Source organism: Paenibacillus doosanensis (assembly GCF_025060755.1).
GTDB lineage: Bacteria > Bacillota > Bacilli > Paenibacillales > NBRC-103111 > Paenibacillus_S > Paenibacillus_S doosanensis.
The window spans coordinates 33,673-50,069 of sequence record NZ_JANYUY010000016.1 but is presented as its reverse complement, the minus strand read 5'-3'; the positions used below and the strand labels follow the sequence as shown (position 1 = coordinate 50,069).

The window sequence follows — 16,397 nt, the reverse complement described above, 5'->3', positions numbered from 1 at the left end:
GGATAAGTGCTTAAATCAGTTGTTGTAGCATTCTCGGGAGGAGTAGATAGCTCTTTTTTATTAAAGGCCGCTGTTGATACATTAGGAGTAGATCATGTACTTGCTGTGACAGCAGACTCGGAATCATATCCTTCAAGTGAACTTAAAGAGGCAATAAAACTGGCCGAAAATATCGGCGTACAACACAAGATAATCGAAACATCTGAACTAGCTATTGCGGGTTATGCAGAAAACAATCGGAATAGATGCTATTTTTGCAAAAGCAGTTTATTCGATCATTTAATTTGTTTAAAGAAGAAATCAGGGAGCTATCGCGACAGTTGGATTTACCGAATTGGAATAAACCGTCGCTTGCCTGCTTGTCATCAAGGATAGCATATGGGGAGTACATCACAAAAGAAAAACTAACAAATGTTGAAAAGGCAGAAGGCTTTTTAAAAACTTTCCAAATCTGTCAAGTGCGGGTTAGAACGCACCAAGAGATTGCTAGAATTGAAGTTGAAGAACAGGATATGCGAATCATTCTTGAACATCGCGATATCATTGCTAAAGAGCTTCAAAAATACGGATATAAATATATAACATTAGATTTAATTGGATATCAAAGCGGTAGTATGAATAAAGTGCTTTGAAGAAACTAGAGGAACAATTAGCAACATATGAGTGTGGCTGGAGGACGCGTATCCCAATTTGGCGGAGGAAATAATGGTGATTAATCCGGAGCAATGGTTTCTAATCTTTTCAGCCTTTTTTGCAATAGTTTTTATTTCTAACATGATACAAGGAATCACTGGTTTTGCTGGGGCCGTCATTGCCATGCCATTTGCAGTGCTTCTAATTGGTCTGGAAACATCTAAACAAGTCATAAATGTATTGGGAATATTAGCAAGTATTTGGATTGTGATGAAATCTTATCGGCATATAATATGGAACGAGTTTTTTAAAATCTTAATTACGATGCTGATCGGCTTAATTGCTGGGTTATTGCTATATCACGTTCTTCCATTTAAATGGCTTCTGATAATTTTGCCTTTCTTTATCATGTTTGTCGGTTTTCGCGGTCTTTATTTGCAAAAGAAGGGTGGCGGATCCGAGAAGGATATAGGAAAATGGAGTGCAAATATTCTTCTCCTATTGGCCGGTGTCGTTCATGGGTTATTTGTGACGGGGGGTCCGCTTTTAGTCATATATGCCACCAAAAGGTTGAAAAACAAGGAAGAATTTAGGGCAACACTTTCAATGATATGGATTGTGCTCAATTCAATTATTGCTGCAGAAAGTGTATGGAAGGGTGATTTTACACCCCAATTTAACCACTTTTTACTATTGTCAATCCTGCCGCTCGTTATCGGGACGGTAATTGGCAGCATTTTTCACAAAAAAATGAGTCAGCATTTATTTATGACGATTTCTTATACCCTTCTGATTATCTCAGGAGCTAGTTTACTAGTTTAAATAGTTTACAGGATAACTCATTAGCAGTAGATGCTTGAAAAGATGGGAATCGGCAAGGAGCCAACATTTTGGCTCCTTATAATGTTATCAACAACTAAACTGATTCGTGAGTAAAAAGTTAAATTAAATAAATTGATGCTGTCTATTTAGAAGAATTACATAGTGGAAATAATCGGGGCGATAAATAGCCTGCAAAAATTCAACGGGCTTTCCATCCAGCGATTTGGTTACACGTTCGATATAAAGCAATGCATCCTTTTCTCCGATGTCGAGCATTTCGGATTCTTGTTTGCTTGCATTAACCGCACTAATTATCTGTGTAGCTTCATGCAGATTCATTTTTAACTCATTTTCAATAAAGCGGTATGTTAGAATGTTATCTAAATCTCCTTGTTTTTCAAGCTCAGATCCGATTTCCGGGGTAAAGAAAGAATGCTCTATGGCAATTGGTTTATCATCAGCATATCGTAGCCTTTTAAGCTCCCATCCTTGATCTATAGTTAAATTCTCTTGGATTTTTTTCGGTAAACGGGTTACTTTTCCCTTATTAAGCACTTTTCCACCGGGTTGAAAACCGGCAGCTTTTATCGTTTCGGAAAATCCCATCAATTGTCCGACCCAGTTTTCTACTTTATTGGTCTTTAGGAAAGTCCCTCTTCCTCTTTCTCGCCATAATAGACCTTCATCAACAAGTGGCTTTATAGCACTTCTTACGGTTATTCGACTGACCTTAAACCGTTTCGATATTTCTGCTTCGGTTATCATTTTCCCGTTTTCATCCACTAAATTTCCATTAAGAAGTTCATTTCGAATAATTTCCGAAAGTTGATAATGTAAGGGGATTGGGATGCTATGATCAAGTTTCGTATTTTCATGATTTGAAGACATTTTTCTTCCCATATCTCAAACTCCTAAATGGTTATCCATTTTATCTCATGGTTCTATTGTTATAACAATAGATAATGTATTTATTTTAGACAAGTGCAGCAGAAGTGTCAATGGTCTGACGAAAGAAACGTTCGTGGTCATTATTCGTACGCGGAACCTGCCAAGCAAATGCATCGTGTGAAAGCGGACGGATTCGCTTGTCTGATCGGGCTTGCATACAATGCTTCCAAAACAGCTTTGAACACCTGTACCGTTCAAACAGACGGTATAGTTTTTTTGTTAGACAGGTGCCCTGTTGTTTTATGGAGGATTTTCCCTGGTTTGTCGAATTTAATAATTCTGATCTCGTATTGCAACCGGCTTTTTGCGATTGAACGGGAGCCTAAAGAAAACGGGCTGCATCCGTACCGGTACCTCATGTACCTGTTCGAGCAATTACCGCAACCGCAGGCGCTAGAACCGTTTATGCCCTGGTCCTCATCACTGCCGGATAGCTGTCGCACACCGTAATCTTCATCCACATACTCTGGCTTCCACCTGAATGATAGGTGGGGCCTATTTTACGTTTACGAAATGCTCGCTCAAAAGGCTGGAATTTTACGGTTTTTTGCGGGCGTTGGAACAGTAGCTCCATTTAATAAGCCGACACGAGGCGACGTGTGCGGCGACAGCGGCGCATTTCCCATGATGATTTCTTTCGCATATGTCTGAACGTCGCAGAAGATGATGTGCCCTTAATGAAAAGTAACAGTTATTGGAACAACAGTAGGTGTGGTATAATGAATCTAATATGTACGACAACAGGAGGGATAAAAATGCTTCCCCAAAAAATGGATTTACAAACAGCTAGCGCAATTAAATCGATCCTTCAAAAACTCAACATAAATAATGCACGTGTTCTCATTGACCTTGATAAACAGACCGTGGAGGCGCAAGAGGACGACTACTCCGTTGATGATATTTTGGAAGTAGCCGGTGTACTATCTCCAGAACGAGGGAAAGAACTTCTTGAAGAAGTGAAAAGATCACGCGAGGAATGGAACGCATGACCAACGGTTATTTGTTGGATACGAATATTGCGATTGCAATCTTTATGAATGAAGGTAACGTTGTCGATTTTTCTACAATTACAGAATGTGAAGTGTTTGCTGGGTTAAAACCTGAGGAACAGCTTCTCGCCGAGAAGTTGTTTACAACAAAAAGATGTATAGACATTACCTCTGACATTGCCAAACTGGCCGGAACTATTCGCAGAGACCAGAAGGGCAAGGGCCGGAAGTTGAAAACTCCTGATGCTCTTATTATTGCGACAGCTCTGGCTAGTGATCTCATATTAGTATCTAGGGATGCTGATATGAGCTTTGTTCAGAGTGAATTAGAAGTACCGCTGTTAAAAATATAACTTGATTTAAGTGAAGTCGTCTCCCACTTTTATTTGGGAAGGCGGCTTTTCGTGTATTCACTGGATGCTGTAATTGAAGAGGAAATCGAAAATCCTATTTATTTTCTGGAGGAATTATGAGTAATGATTTGGAGCGACAGCTTGATCGAGCCTTAAATGATATTGAAGCTCTTAAACAAGAGAATCGTTTGCTGAGACTCCAGCTATATTCGGTATCGGCATAGACGGCCTGGACCCGCTGCCAAGAGAGGAGAAGGGAGTTGCACTCAAACAAGTTTTTAATGTGATCCGGCATGCCCTTATTCATGTTTCTCGTTGGGATGTCGAAGAGACTGCATAATTGGGGCTATTTTCTTTTGGTCAATTCGTAATGTGGAACGATATCCGTACGCGGGCGGATCAATTGGCCGAGAATAAGGTTGTGGCAAGTCTTATGGAAGGAAGGCTCAAGTGGCAGGAGCCAGCCGGCGAAATAGAGAGAAGGCTTGATGAAGATCACCCTTCAAGCCTCGCCATGCCAATTAGCGCGGATTCCTCGCAGTTATCGGCTATACGTGCTGCCGCGGGGGGACAGAGCTTTGTTCTTCATGGCCCGCCGGGAACGGGTAAGAGTCAACGGGAGGAATATTTCGATCCGCAAATTGTTTGAGCAAATTCCGAATCTGCTGCGAAGACTGACACCGTGCATGTTGATGAGCCCCATCTCGGTGGCCCAGTATCTTGATCCAAATGGGGTCAAGTTTGATCTGGTTATCTTTGACGAAGCCTCGCAGGTTCCTACGGCGCAAGCGGTAGGAGCGTTGGCACGCGGACATCAAGCAGTGATTGTAGGCGATCCTAAGCAATTGCCTCCGACCCGTTTTTTCACCAAGAGCAGCTGCCGGAACCCATTTTTATTAAAAACCTGGAAAACGTCCAAGGGGATGAACGGGATGTCATTTTATTTTCGGTTGGTTATGGGCCCGACGCTTCAGGCAAGGTAAGTCTTAATTTTGGTCCGTTGAATCGTGACGGCGGCTGGCGGCGATTGAACGCAGCCGTATCCAGAGCCAGGCATGAGATGATTGTCTTCTCGACGCTCCGTTCTCACCATCTACAGGCAAGCAGGATCAGCGCACAGGGGGTACTGGGCTTAAAAGCATTTCTGGATTATGCCGAAAAAGGAAAGCAGGTACTGCCTGCCGGTCAGGCCGCAGGATATATTCCGATCGTTTCTCATCTTCATCGCAGCTTAGCCAGCGAGCTAAAAGCTTTGGGGTACGAAACGGATCTCCACGTAGGGACATCGGGGTATCGCGTCGATATTGGCGTACTAGATCCAGAGCATCGAGGCCAATACCTAATGGGCATTCTACTCGATGGACCTATGTATGAAAATGCTGAAACTGCTCGTGATCGCGATATTTTAAGAGAACAGGTGCTCCGTCAGCTCGGTTGGAATCTGCTGAGGGTATGGAGCCCGGATTGGTGGGAGAACAGGCATAGTGTCGTTCGGCGTATGGTTGAGGCTATTGAGCATGTAAAAGACTACAAGTCACAGATTCAACCGGTAACACGATCTGCCAGCGAGGAGCTAAGCCAGCTAGAGCAGATAACTGCACCTTCCGGGAAATATGAGGGACTAGCTGAAGCAAATCCTGTTGGCATCAACCAGTCAAGTAAAGCGGCGCCCGGACCATTGTACAAGCAATGCATACTTGATCCTGTACCGTTCGGCGTAGAGCAATTTTATTTGCCGAGTTACACCGATTTAATCTTAGGCCAAATTAAAAAAGTTATCCAAGAAGAAGGACCTATTAGCCGAAGTTTATTGACTAAGCGGATTTTACAGGCTTGGGGAATTGCGCGTCTAGGCGCCAAGCTGGACCAGCGATTTTCAGATTTGTTCACCAGGCTGGGGCTCCAAACGACGGAAATGGAAGGGGTCATATACTTTTGGCCGGAAGAAATTCAACCGCATCAATACGGAATGTTTCGAATTTCAGCTGAAGAATCGCAGCGTCGCGCCGCAGAAGATATACCGCCTGAAGAAGTGGCGGCTGCCGTTAAAGCGGTATTGGATTCACAAATCAGTCTTTCTCCGGAAGAGCTGGTCAAACAAGTTGTTAAAATTTTGGGCTATGCCAGAAGCGGTACCGCATTGGAGAAAGTGGTCAAGTTTGGAATTCAGAGAGCGATTGAACTGGGCTACGTTCTAGTTGATGAGAATCAGCGCATAGTGATCAAATAGTTAGGTGATACATGACGACATCCTGGTTGGATGCCGTCCTATTTTTTATAGGGAGGTTACGGATATATATGCTGGAATTTCTCAGTCGGGATGCCGCGGCGCGAATGGCGTACGACACCCGGATGAAGGCGCATAACAATGAGTAAATCGCGGAGTTCTAGCTCCGGCTCAAAACGCGAAGAAGAGCCAATGGGGTTATTGGTATGCGTGGAATATCCCAAAGGAGGCGCGGCAAGAATGAATTATATTTGCAAAATCGAGCTCAATGAAATAACCCCGAAGATTTGGCGGGAGTTCCGTTTTCACCCGGATGTAACGTTTCATCAGCTTCATAAAAATCATTCAGGTGGTCATGGGATGGGAAAATTGTCATCTGTATGAGTTTCATGTGAATGGGCAGGAGATCAGATTGCCTGTTCCAGAGCTCGCAGCTAGAGAAGATCACGAGGTGCTCAATGCTCGGAGAGAAACCGTTCAAAAGCATGTTCACGAGGAAGGCTCCGTTTTTACATATGTCTATGATTTTGGCGATGACTGGCAGCATACGGTGACACTGGTCCGAATAGATCCTTCTACTGCTTCCGATCCTGCCCCTTTGTGCCTGAATGGAGCTCGCAGCTGCCCGCAGGAGGATGTGGGCGGCGCCTTGGGGCCATCAGCATATGCTGGAAGTTCTGAACACTCCCGATCATCCGGAGCGGGAGCAGTTTACCGGCTGGATCAGGGAGGGATACGATCCCGAATATTTTTCTTGCAATGAAGTGAATGCAGCGCTGCAAAATTGGAAGGACAAGCTCATACCCAAAGCGTTTCTTCAGCGGCCTGCCAGTCCAAAATCCGTTAAGCTCACGAAGCCCGCATTGAATAAGCATCTGAAACAATTAAGCAACGATCAGCTTATTGAGTTGGTGAAGGCTTGTTATGGCGCCAGTAAAGATATGGGGAAGTTTCTTGCAGTCAAAATTTTGGGCGACGAAGCGCTGGAGTCGATGTTTCATGAGTATCGCAAGAAGGTTGAGCAGGAGTTTTTCCCTGAGCGGGGCATTGGCAAGCTATGGCTCCAAGAAGCCGGAGCGGCGATATCTGAATTTGAGCGATTGACCGAAAGCGTCGAGCGCACGCTGGAACTAAAGCTGATCTACATTGAAATGGGTGTCTCCTATACATTAACGTATGGAGATATCGACGAACGGTTTTATTACAGCATGGCATCGATGTACGCTAATGTTATTAATATGGTCAATGATGATGAAACGGGCGAATGGTTCGATGCATACGAGGAGCGACTTGAAGCGATTGTCCTGAGTACGCGCGGCATCGGATGGGGATTCTACGACAAACTGGCCGACCTTCATGCTCAGCTACAGTGGGTATAAGGTGAGGATGCATGAGCGGGAAGAAGAGATAGAAGCGCAAAGACCGGATTAGCACAGAAGTGCTTGAACAAGACGAAAATTTTTATTTTATTGCGGGATATACGGCGGGCGGTTTTCCCTATGGACTAACGCGGGAAGAATATGAAATGGGGCAAAATGGGAATTTTCGCGGAATGAATGATAAAGGAGGACCTATGAAAGAACTAAAATTGACCAAATAGCAGTTCCGCGAGCTTGCAGAAGCTTATGATATCTATGGCGATAGCATGGAGGCCTTTCTCAAGGGTTCGATGACATTTATTTTCAGATACCGCAGCGGGAATCTCATGAAGGGTTCGAGGATATGGTTGATTTTGCAGAAACGGTTACGGATGCCCGATTACAGACAATCTTGATGGATGTACTGAACGGTGGCAAGAGGATATTCCGACGGTTCAAAGATGCGCTGGCTTCCGATAGTAATGAGATTGAGCGTATTACCGTTTTGTCGAGGAGCGGAATCGCATACGCGTTGTAGATTGGCTGGAGTCCATCGATGTGAAAGTAACGTTAGAGTGAGTTATGGCAAGCGGATTGTTTATAAGCTTCGATATTGGAAAAAGGTTGGTTACAGCACTGCGTGCTCAATGTGGGATGCCGCGGTGCTTTTTATGTAGGAGGGAGATTCACGGGCAAAGCTGGACATTAAAGGGATGGAAAAGGGCTGAAGCTCGATAATGAGCTGCTGATGCCGTATCAAGTAAAACGGATAGAGAAGGCTGCTAGATTGTGGTGCGAATGTAAAGCGAACATGAATTTCCCGGGGGATTCGCACCTGTGCGAAATCGAATGGTGTTATCGGATTACAGCGATGCTTCTATATCTTATGGCTTATTCAGTAGATTGGGTGTATGATTAAACTAAATAAACCTTTTTCGGGGTTAATATTCCTTGGAAATCGGAGTCGCACCCTGCACGGGTGCGTGGATTGAAATAAACGAAACAAATAGTTTTTACACTCTACAAACTGTCGCACCCTGCACGGGTGCGTGGATTGAAATTGGTGCTCAGACAGTCTCCTAAGCCCGTTAAATCGCGTCGCACCCTGCACGGGTGCGTGGATTGAAATACGTCCTCCGCTTTCTGTTTTTTGACTTTATTTTGTCGCACCCTGCACGGGTGCGTGGATTGAAATATCCATCAAGATATCTGCGTTGGTAACATTAAAGTCGCACCCTGCACGGGTGCGTGGATTGAAATAATCAACCCAATATTACGAAGAGCCTTCCTTGTGTCGCACCCTGCACGGGTGCGTGGATTGAAATGATGAGGGCCAGACGGCCGACTATTATATCGTCCGGGTCGCAACCTGCACGGGTGCGTGGATTGAAATAACAAGTTCAAGATGGAATTCAAGGTACGTGATGCGCGTCGCACCCTGCACGGGTGCGTGGATTGAAATTTATGCAGGGGATCGCCAAGGACCAAACGACAAGTCGCACCCTGCACGGGGTGCGTGGATTGAAATCCCCGCTGGAAGAAGTGCAGCCGGATGCATCGATTGTCGCACCCTGCACGGGTGCGTGGATTGAAATCGGCATGTACATAAAATCACCCGAAGTTTCAAACGGTCACACCCCGCACGGGTGCGTGGATTGAAATCAGCCAACCGGAACCACGTCGCCGGGGTTGAATCGGATGGCCATCCGGCTCCTTGCACAACGTTTTGGGTGGGAAGCCCCAGTCAAAAACCAACAAATAACCCGCAGGCCGTCAACCTGGGCGGGTTATTTTCGTTTTTTCAGATATGTGATCAGTGCCAGTAAGAACATGCCAAGCAGGGTCGCTTCTGCAAACAAAAGTTGCATGAGCATCACCTCCACTCATGAGTGCTGCGCGTCGATCGTAAGGAGATAGCATTTAGCATAAACATTCTGATCGAGACCTATGTCAAGATTGAGCTAATGATCCGGGGCGAGGGACGAAGGTAACGACTCGCATCGGTTCTCGTCGGGTTAACAACTGCCAATATCATGTAACTATTCAACAGGTCTCCATCGGCTACGGTGGGGACCTATTTATCTTGGGAGAACATTGTCGATTTTTAAGGTTTTTTTAAGGTGCTATCAGGTATGGTGGTAGGGGAGATTGGATTGAAGAGAAACGAAAATACCGCATTAAAGAAAGGAAAAATGTACAATTGAACGCTAAACGATTGAATCGATTACTAATGATGGCTCTGATTGTGTCGTTTTTTGTCGGTACGGGGTGGTTCCCGCAAGCCGCGCAGGCGGAGGAGACAGCATACTCCTTCAGCAGCCCTTATGGCGCAACCGTCGATGAAGACGGAGTTTTATATGTTACGGATATAGGGAAACATGCTGTATTCATGCTGGATTCGAGCGGAAACCTGATTAGGACGCTCGGGACGCCAGGAACATTCGGAGACACTAATTCGTATCTTAATTATCCAATGGGCGTTGCTGTCAGGAAGGACACTGAAGGGCAGAAGCAAATTTATGTCTTGGATTCCGGCAATAAGAGAATCCAAATTTTTGATGGGGCTGGCTCGTATCTGAAAACTTGGACATTCCCGGGTAACGATGGCGGTTTGGAAGACATTAAGTTCGGGAATGAAAAGATTTATGTGCTTTCTCAAAATTATTCTATTTATATTTTCAACCTCACAAGCGGAACAGCTGAAGTCAGGTATATTGGTAGCCTTATTAATGGTAGTAAGTATCGCTCGACCGGAATGGATATCGGGAGCGATGGAAACTTGTATGTTACTGTAGCAAGATTTTATTCTGTGGATAACTACAAGATCGATATTTTGAATAGTAATGCTGACCGCGAGATTGGCACTCTCGATATCGAGGGTGGGGGTCCGAGTCGAATGACAATCGATGATACGGGTAATCTGTATGTGACGGACAGGTCGGATTATACGGTGAAAATATACAGCAGCGACGGTACGCTTCTACGGATGCTAGGGACACCTGGAACGTCGGGAACTGCCGACAATGCTTTCAGGTTTCCAGTAGCTACGGCGGTTGATCAGGGAGGAAAGATATATGTGACGGATTCGTCGGGACAGAAGGTGAAGGTTTTTGCTGCTGATGGTACTTACATTACCTCTTATCCTCCTGTTATTCGTCCTCAGACTCCAGCGGTGCTGAATGTAACTTCCTTGCCGGGTACGGCTACGGGTACGACGACGGTAACGGTAACATCCCCACTGGGAACGGGTAACCATTGGGCCGTGAAAGTATCGTCTGCCAGCATTGTTACGCCGAACGTTGGGGACGCGGCGCCAACAGGAACGGGCGTCACGAATCCGTTCACATCGGGGTCGGATATTAGCGGAGTGGATGCAACGACGAACAAGTACGTCGGTGTGTATGAGCTGGATTCGAACAATAAGATCGTAAGCTTCAAACTGATCACATTGACTGAAAATGAAATCAAACAAGCTCCAGTGGCCGCACCGGTATTGGATACGGTAGCAGGTCCGGGCAGCGCAGTCGGCACGACCAAAGTGACGATAAATTCGCCTACCGGCGGCAACACGTACATGATCCGCGTCTCTAACAGCTCAATCTCCACGCCGAATGTTGGAGACGCAGCGCCAACAGGAACGGGCGTCACGAATCCGTTCACGTCGGGGTCGGATATTAGCGGAGTGGATGCAACGATAAACAAGTACGTCGGTGTGTATGAGCTGGGTTCGAACAATAAGATCGTAAGCTTCAAACTGATCACATTGACTGAAAATGAAATCAAACAAGCTCCAGTGGCCGCGCCGGTATTGGATACGGTAGCAGGTCCCGGCAGCGCAGTCGGCACGACCAAAGTGACGATAAATTCGCCTACCGGCGGCAACACGTACATGATCCGCGTCTCTAACAGCTCAATCTCCACGCCGAATGTTGGAGACGCAGCGCCAACAGGAACGGGCGTCACGAATCCGTTCACGTCGGGGTCGGATATTAGCGGAGTGGATGCAACGATAAACAAGTACGTCGGTGTGTATGAGCTGGATTCGAACAATAAGATCGTAAGCTTCAAACTGATCACATTGACTGAAAATGAAATCAAGCAAGCAGATACTCCGGTAGCAGCGCCGGTATTGGATACGGTAGCAGGTCCGGGCAGCGCAGTTGGTACGACCAAGGTGACGGTTGGTTCGCCTACCGATGGCAACACGTACATGATCCGCGTCTCAAACAACTCGATCGCCACACCGAACGTTGGGGACGCAGCGCCGACAGGGACAGGCGTCACGAATCCATTCACATCAGGCTCGGATATTAGCGGAGTGGATGCAACGACAAACAAGTACGTCGGTGTGTATGAGCTGGACTCGAACCAAAAGATCGTAAGCTTTAAGCAGATCACATTGACTGAAAATGAAATCAAACAAGCGGATTCTCCGGTTACAGCACCGGTATTAGACGTTGTAGCAGGTCCCGGCAGCGCAGTCGGCACCACCAAAGTGACGGTGAATACGCCTACCGATGGCAACACGTACATGATCCGCGTCTCAAGCAGCTCGATCGCCACGCCGAATGTTGGAGATGCAGCGCCGACAGGGACAGGCGTCACGAATCCGTTCACATCGGGCTCGGATATTAGTGGAGTGGACGCAACGACGAACAAGTACGTCGGCGTGTATGAATTGGACTCAGACCAAAAGATCGTAAGCTTTAAGCAGATCACATTGACTGAAAATGAAATCAAGCAAGCTCCGGTTGCCGTGCCTGTATTGGATACGGTAGCAGGTCCCGGCAGCGCAGTCGGCACGACCAAGTTGACGATAAATTCGCCTACCGGCGGCAACACGTACATGATCCGCGTCTCAAGCAGCTCGATCGCCACGCCAAACGTCGGTGACGCGGCGCCAACAGGAACGGGCGTCACGAATCCGTTCACATCGGGGTCGGATATTAGCGGAGTGGATGCAACGACGAACAAGTACGTCGGTGTGTATGAATTGGACTCAGATAATAAGATCGTAAGCTTCAAGCAGATCACATTAACTGGAAATGAAATCAAACAAGCGGATACTCCGGTTACAGCGCCGGTATTGGATACGGTAGCAGGTCCCGGCAGCACATTTGGCACGACCAAGGTGACGGTGAGTTCGCCTACCGATGGCAACACGTACATGATCTACGTCTCTAGCAGCCCGATCTCTACGCCGAACGTCGGTGACGCGGCGCCAACAGGAACGGGCGTCACGAATCCGTTCACATCGGGGGCGGATATTAGCGGAGTGGATGCAACGACGAACAAGTACGTCGGTGTATATGAATTGGACTCGGATAATAAGATCGTAAGCTTCAAGCAGATTACATTGACTGAAAATGAAATCACAAAAAAGGTTGTGCGTTCATCGCGAGGGACTACGTCTAGCAGCGTTTCTAGCGTTCCGGTAGACCTGCATATCAATGATGTAGATAACAACTCACTCATTCAACTGAATAGCAAGCTCGGTTCTTCCATCAAGCTTGAAGGCGAACTGTTGACTGCCGACGGCAAGACAATTTCCGGTTCCAGCATTACATTCGATCAAGATGGCAAAATCACGATGACCCCAGTTGCGCCTGGTGAGTACAAAGCCGTGTTAAACACCGTTGCGCCCGATGGTCAGAAGCTTGTCGGAAATACCGTTACGATCACCGTTGACGCAAACGGAAACGCCAGCATGAAGTCCGATCTGATCGACCCTTTCGGTATCGCATCGGATTCGATGACCGGCAAGCCGATTGACGGTATGCGTACGGTCTTGTACTGGGCGGATACCGAATTGAATAGAAGCAAAGGAAGAACGCCGGGCACGGTCGTTGATTTGCCGCTGCTGCCTGATATGTTGCCAAACCAGAACAACAACCCGCAGATAACGAAGGATGGCGGTCAATACGGCTGGATGGTATATGCGGATGGCGATTATTATTTCACTGCCGAAAAGGACGGCTATGTAACGTACGATAGTCGCAACGACAAACGGAACGAGCTTCATGGCGATACGAGTTACGTTCGCGACGGCATCATACATGTTGGTCAATCCATCGTACGCGTAGATTTCGGTGCAGACACAGCAGTCGTAGAAACAAGACTTCACACACCTTACTTGGAAGGATATCCTGATAAGCAGTTTAAACCCGAGCTGTCGATAACCCGGGCCGAGATAGCCGCCATTATCACACGAATATTGCCGCAAGGAGAAGTGTCAGCAGACATCATACCTTACTCCGATGTGACCGACAAGCATTGGGCCAACAAAGAAATTGCCTATGTTCGCCAGCTTGGCATCATGAACGGAACATCGGGAAATCGGTTCAATCCTGACGAGGCACTAACCCGTGCAGAGTTCGCCCAAATCTTAACCAAACTAAATCCACCTCTTACCGCAAAGGGTATCGTTTACACGGATACCGGCCAACATTGGGCGGAAGATGCCATCGATCGGGTAACCCGCTCTGGACTCATGCAAGGTTACGAAGATGGAACCTTTAAACCGGATGCATCGGTGACACGGGCTGAAGCGGTAACGACCATTAATAGATATTTGGGACGCAAGCCACAGAACGCGGATACGTCGAAATGGCCTGATGTGCCCCAAGATTATTGGGCAGCGTCCGACATCGCGGAAGCAACGCTGTCCCATCATTACTCACCGTTGTCTAACGGTTGGGAAAGATGGGAACCTGAACAGGGAAATGCTAATTGAATTGTATAGCTTGAAAATAAAGCAACGCGGGTCCTGCACCTGCGTTGCTTTATTTTGCAAATTACGGTTAGAATTTATAATAAGGGCCAAGAAACGGGCGAATGGTTCAATGCATACGAGCAGCGATTTGAAGCGATTGTCTCGAACATGCGCGGCGTCGGTTGGAGATTCCGCGATAATCTGGACGATCTTCATGCCCGGTTACAGTGGAAGTAGGGTGAGGATGCATGAGCGGCAAGAAGAAAAAGAAGCGTAAAGACCAAATTAGCTCAGAGGCGCTTGAACAAGATGAAAATTTTTATTTTATTGCGGGATATACGGCTGGTGGTTTTCCCTATGGAATAACGTGGGGAGAATATGAAATGGATAAAAACGGAAAATCCCACGGAATGAATGATAAAGGGGAGCCTATGAAAGAGCTACAATTGACCAAACAGCAGTTTAAGGAACTTGTAGATGCTTATGATATCTATGGCGATGACTTTGAGGTCTTCCTCAATATTGAAACAGGCGATGTTGTCACATTACGGGCATTTGACTTGGATGAAGAAGACGAAGAATTAAGCGAGATCATCGAGGAAGGGCTCAATGAAATTTATTTTCAGATACCGCAGCGGGAATCTCGTGAAGGGTACGCGGACATGGTTGATTTTGCAGAAATGGTTATGGATACTCGATTACGAACAACCCTGATAAATATACTGAACGGCGGCAAGAAGGTATTCCGACGGTTCAAAGATGCGCTAGCTTCCGATAGTAACGAGATCGAGCGATATTACCGTTTTGTTGAAGAGCGGAATCGGATACGCGTTGTAGATTGGCTGGAGTCCATCGATGTGAACGTAACGTTAGAGTGAGTTATGGCAAGCGGCTGGCTTGTCGATAGCTTTGAAATGGGAAAAAGGTTGGTGCGAATGTGAAGCGAACATGAATTTCCCGGGAGATTCGCACCTGTGCGAAATCGAATGGTGTTATCGGATTATAGCGCTGCTTTTATATCTTATGGCTTATTTAATAAATTGGGTGTATTATTAGAACAAATAAACCTTTTTCAGGGCTATTATTCCTTGAAAATCGGAGTCGCACCCCGCACGGGTGCGTGGATTGAAATAATCCGAAGATGACGGGGAAGAAGAAAAATTTAGTCGCACCCCGCACGGGTGCGTGGATTGAAATAAAGTAAACCCCTCCCTAAAAAATTTATATGGCCGTCGCACCCCGCACGGGTGCGTGGATTGAAATGACGCGGATGTTTTTGAGGAAATCACTGGAGTTAAGTCGCACCCCGCACGGGTGCGTGGATTGAAATTCGTGAGATCAGACCGTCTCGTAAGCAAAGAAGTCGTCGCACCCCGCACGGGTGCGTGGATTGAAATATCGGATCGATCGTCTCCCCGCACATCTCGCCCTGGTCGCACCCCGCACGGGTGCGTGGATTGAAATATTTCTTCGATAGGTTTCCCAAAGGGTAACTATCAGTCGCACCCCGCACGGGTGCGTGGATTGAAATCCCACATAGCCTCCGCCACACGCACGTATCACTAGTCGCACCCCGCACGGGTGCGTGGATTGAAATAGCGATACTCCCGAGTAATCCGAACCCCGGAAAGTCGCACCCCGCACGGGTGCGTGGATTGAAATTCCTCCTACATAATCGCCTCAAATTGCGCACGCGTCATCGTCGCACCCCGCACGGGTGCGTGGATTGAAATGGCTTTTTGACAACGTGGGCAGCACGATACCAAAGTCGCACCCCGCACGGGTGCGTGGATTGAAATTTGCTGCTTCCGTAACAATTCGAAGGGAGATGATGGTCGCACCCCGCACGGGTGCGTGGATTGAAATATTTGGGATGAACGGGACGTGGTCGATTTCGACAGTCGCACCCCGCACGGGTGCGTGGATTGAAATGCAATACCATACGGAGACAGCCGACCGGGTACGGGGGTCGCACCCCGCACGGGTGCGTGGATTGAAATGGGCATCGCTATAATCGGCCCCGATGCGGATCATGTCGCACCCCGCACGGGTGCGTGGATTGAAATGTTAAATCTCGCACCGAACGATGTGCGCTCCCAGTCGCACCCCGCACGGGTGCGTGGATTGAAATCAGAGGATGCAATTAAGGGCGACAGCGCCTTGTGTCGCACCCCGCACGGGTGCGTGGATTGAAATCAAGACCAAACATTGATCTTCCTCTCCTCCATCGTCGCACCCCGCACGGGTGCGTGGATTGAAATTCGATCTCAACGGAGGGGATAAAATCGATCCGGTCGTCGCACCCCGCACGGGTGCGTGGATTGAAATTCACATACCAGGTCGGGTCAACCAACT

General features: G+C 47.2%; 10 protein-coding genes, 3 pseudogenes and 2 CRISPR repeat arrays (1 of these 15 running past the window's edge). Of the genes and pseudogenes, 12 read left to right on the top strand and 1 reads right to left on the bottom strand.

The window, feature by feature from the left end; translation table 11 throughout:
* The first annotated feature begins 6 nt into the window (after positions 1-6).
* Both N0M98_RS13660 and N0M98_RS13655 read left to right on the top strand, forming a co-directional pair.
* A pseudogene (locus tag N0M98_RS13660) lies at positions 7-632 on the top strand (ATP-dependent sacrificial sulfur transferase LarE).
* Positions 633-705: 73 nt separating this feature from the next.
* Positions 706-1,455 carry a sulfite exporter TauE/SafE family protein gene (locus N0M98_RS13655; RefSeq protein ID WP_259618204.1) on the top strand — a complete coding sequence of 250 codons (750 nt, stop codon included), beginning with the start codon at positions 706-708 and terminating at the stop codon, positions 1,453-1,455.
* Positions 1,456-1,578: 123 nt separating this feature from the next.
* On the opposite strand, the gene N0M98_RS13650 is transcribed toward N0M98_RS13655, so the two are convergent.
* The gene (locus N0M98_RS13650; protein WP_259618203.1) at positions 1,579-2,355 is read right to left on the bottom strand and encodes a GntR family transcriptional regulator; all 777 of its coding nucleotides are present in this window, start codon (positions 2,353-2,355) and stop codon (positions 1,579-1,581) included.
* Positions 2,356-2,685: 330 nt separating this feature from the next.
* Here N0M98_RS13650 and N0M98_RS33890 point away from each other — a divergent pair.
* From N0M98_RS33890 to N0M98_RS13610, 10 genes and pseudogenes are all read left to right on the top strand, one after another.
* Positions 2,686-2,853 (top strand): annotated as a pseudogene (locus N0M98_RS33890) (transposase domain-containing protein); the annotation flags it as partial.
* 305 nt (positions 2,854-3,158) lie between these two features.
* Positions 3,159-3,392 (top strand): hypothetical protein, encoded by a 234-nt coding sequence (locus tag N0M98_RS13645; RefSeq protein WP_259618202.1) that lies wholly within the window; start codon positions 3,159-3,161, stop codon positions 3,390-3,392.
* A complete protein-coding gene (locus N0M98_RS13640) occupies positions 3,389-3,745 on the top strand; it encodes a type II toxin-antitoxin system VapC family toxin (protein WP_259618201.1) in 357 nt (118 codons plus the stop codon). Before N0M98_RS13645 ends, N0M98_RS13640 begins: the two co-directional genes overlap by 4 nt.
* Positions 3,746-4,332: 587 nt before the next feature.
* A complete protein-coding gene (locus N0M98_RS13635) occupies positions 4,333-4,728 on the top strand; it encodes an AAA domain-containing protein (protein WP_259618250.1) in 396 nt (131 codons plus the stop codon).
* A gap of 44 nt (positions 4,729-4,772) precedes the next feature.
* Positions 4,773-5,975 carry a DUF3320 domain-containing protein gene (locus N0M98_RS13630; protein WP_259618200.1) on the top strand — a complete coding sequence of 401 codons (1,203 nt, stop codon included), beginning with the start codon at positions 4,773-4,775 and terminating at the stop codon, positions 5,973-5,975.
* Positions 5,976-6,327: 352 nt separating this feature from the next.
* Positions 6,328-6,567 (top strand): annotated as a pseudogene (locus N0M98_RS13625) (IS1096 element passenger TnpR family protein); the annotation flags it as partial.
* A 40-nt stretch (positions 6,568-6,607) separates the two neighbouring features.
* Positions 6,608-7,351: a plasmid pRiA4b ORF-3 family protein gene (locus N0M98_RS13620; RefSeq protein WP_259618254.1), complete on the top strand. Its 744-nt coding sequence runs from the start codon at positions 6,608-6,610 to the stop codon at positions 7,349-7,351.
* Between the two features lie 504 nt (positions 7,352-7,855).
* Positions 7,856-7,909: a hypothetical protein gene (locus N0M98_RS33885; RefSeq protein ID WP_375295486.1), complete on the top strand. Its 54-nt coding sequence runs from the start codon at positions 7,856-7,858 to the stop codon at positions 7,907-7,909.
* A gap of 384 nt (positions 7,910-8,293) precedes the next feature.
* Positions 8,294-8,792: direct repeats of the CRISPR family, unit length 32 nt; unit sequence GTCGCACCCTGCACGGGTGCGTGGATTGAAAT.
* Positions 8,793-9,530: 738 nt separating this feature from the next.
* Positions 9,531-14,063 (top strand): S-layer homology domain-containing protein, encoded by a 4,533-nt coding sequence (locus N0M98_RS13615; protein ID WP_259618199.1) that lies wholly within the window; start codon positions 9,531-9,533, stop codon positions 14,061-14,063.
* A gap of 227 nt (positions 14,064-14,290) precedes the next feature.
* A complete protein-coding gene (locus tag N0M98_RS13610) occupies positions 14,291-14,920 on the top strand; it encodes a UPF0158 family protein (RefSeq protein ID WP_259618198.1) in 630 nt (209 codons plus the stop codon).
* A gap of 222 nt (positions 14,921-15,142) precedes the next feature.
* Positions 15,143-16,397: direct repeats of the CRISPR family, unit length 32 nt; unit sequence GTCGCACCCCGCACGGGTGCGTGGATTGAAAT; it runs 1,115 nt beyond the window's last position.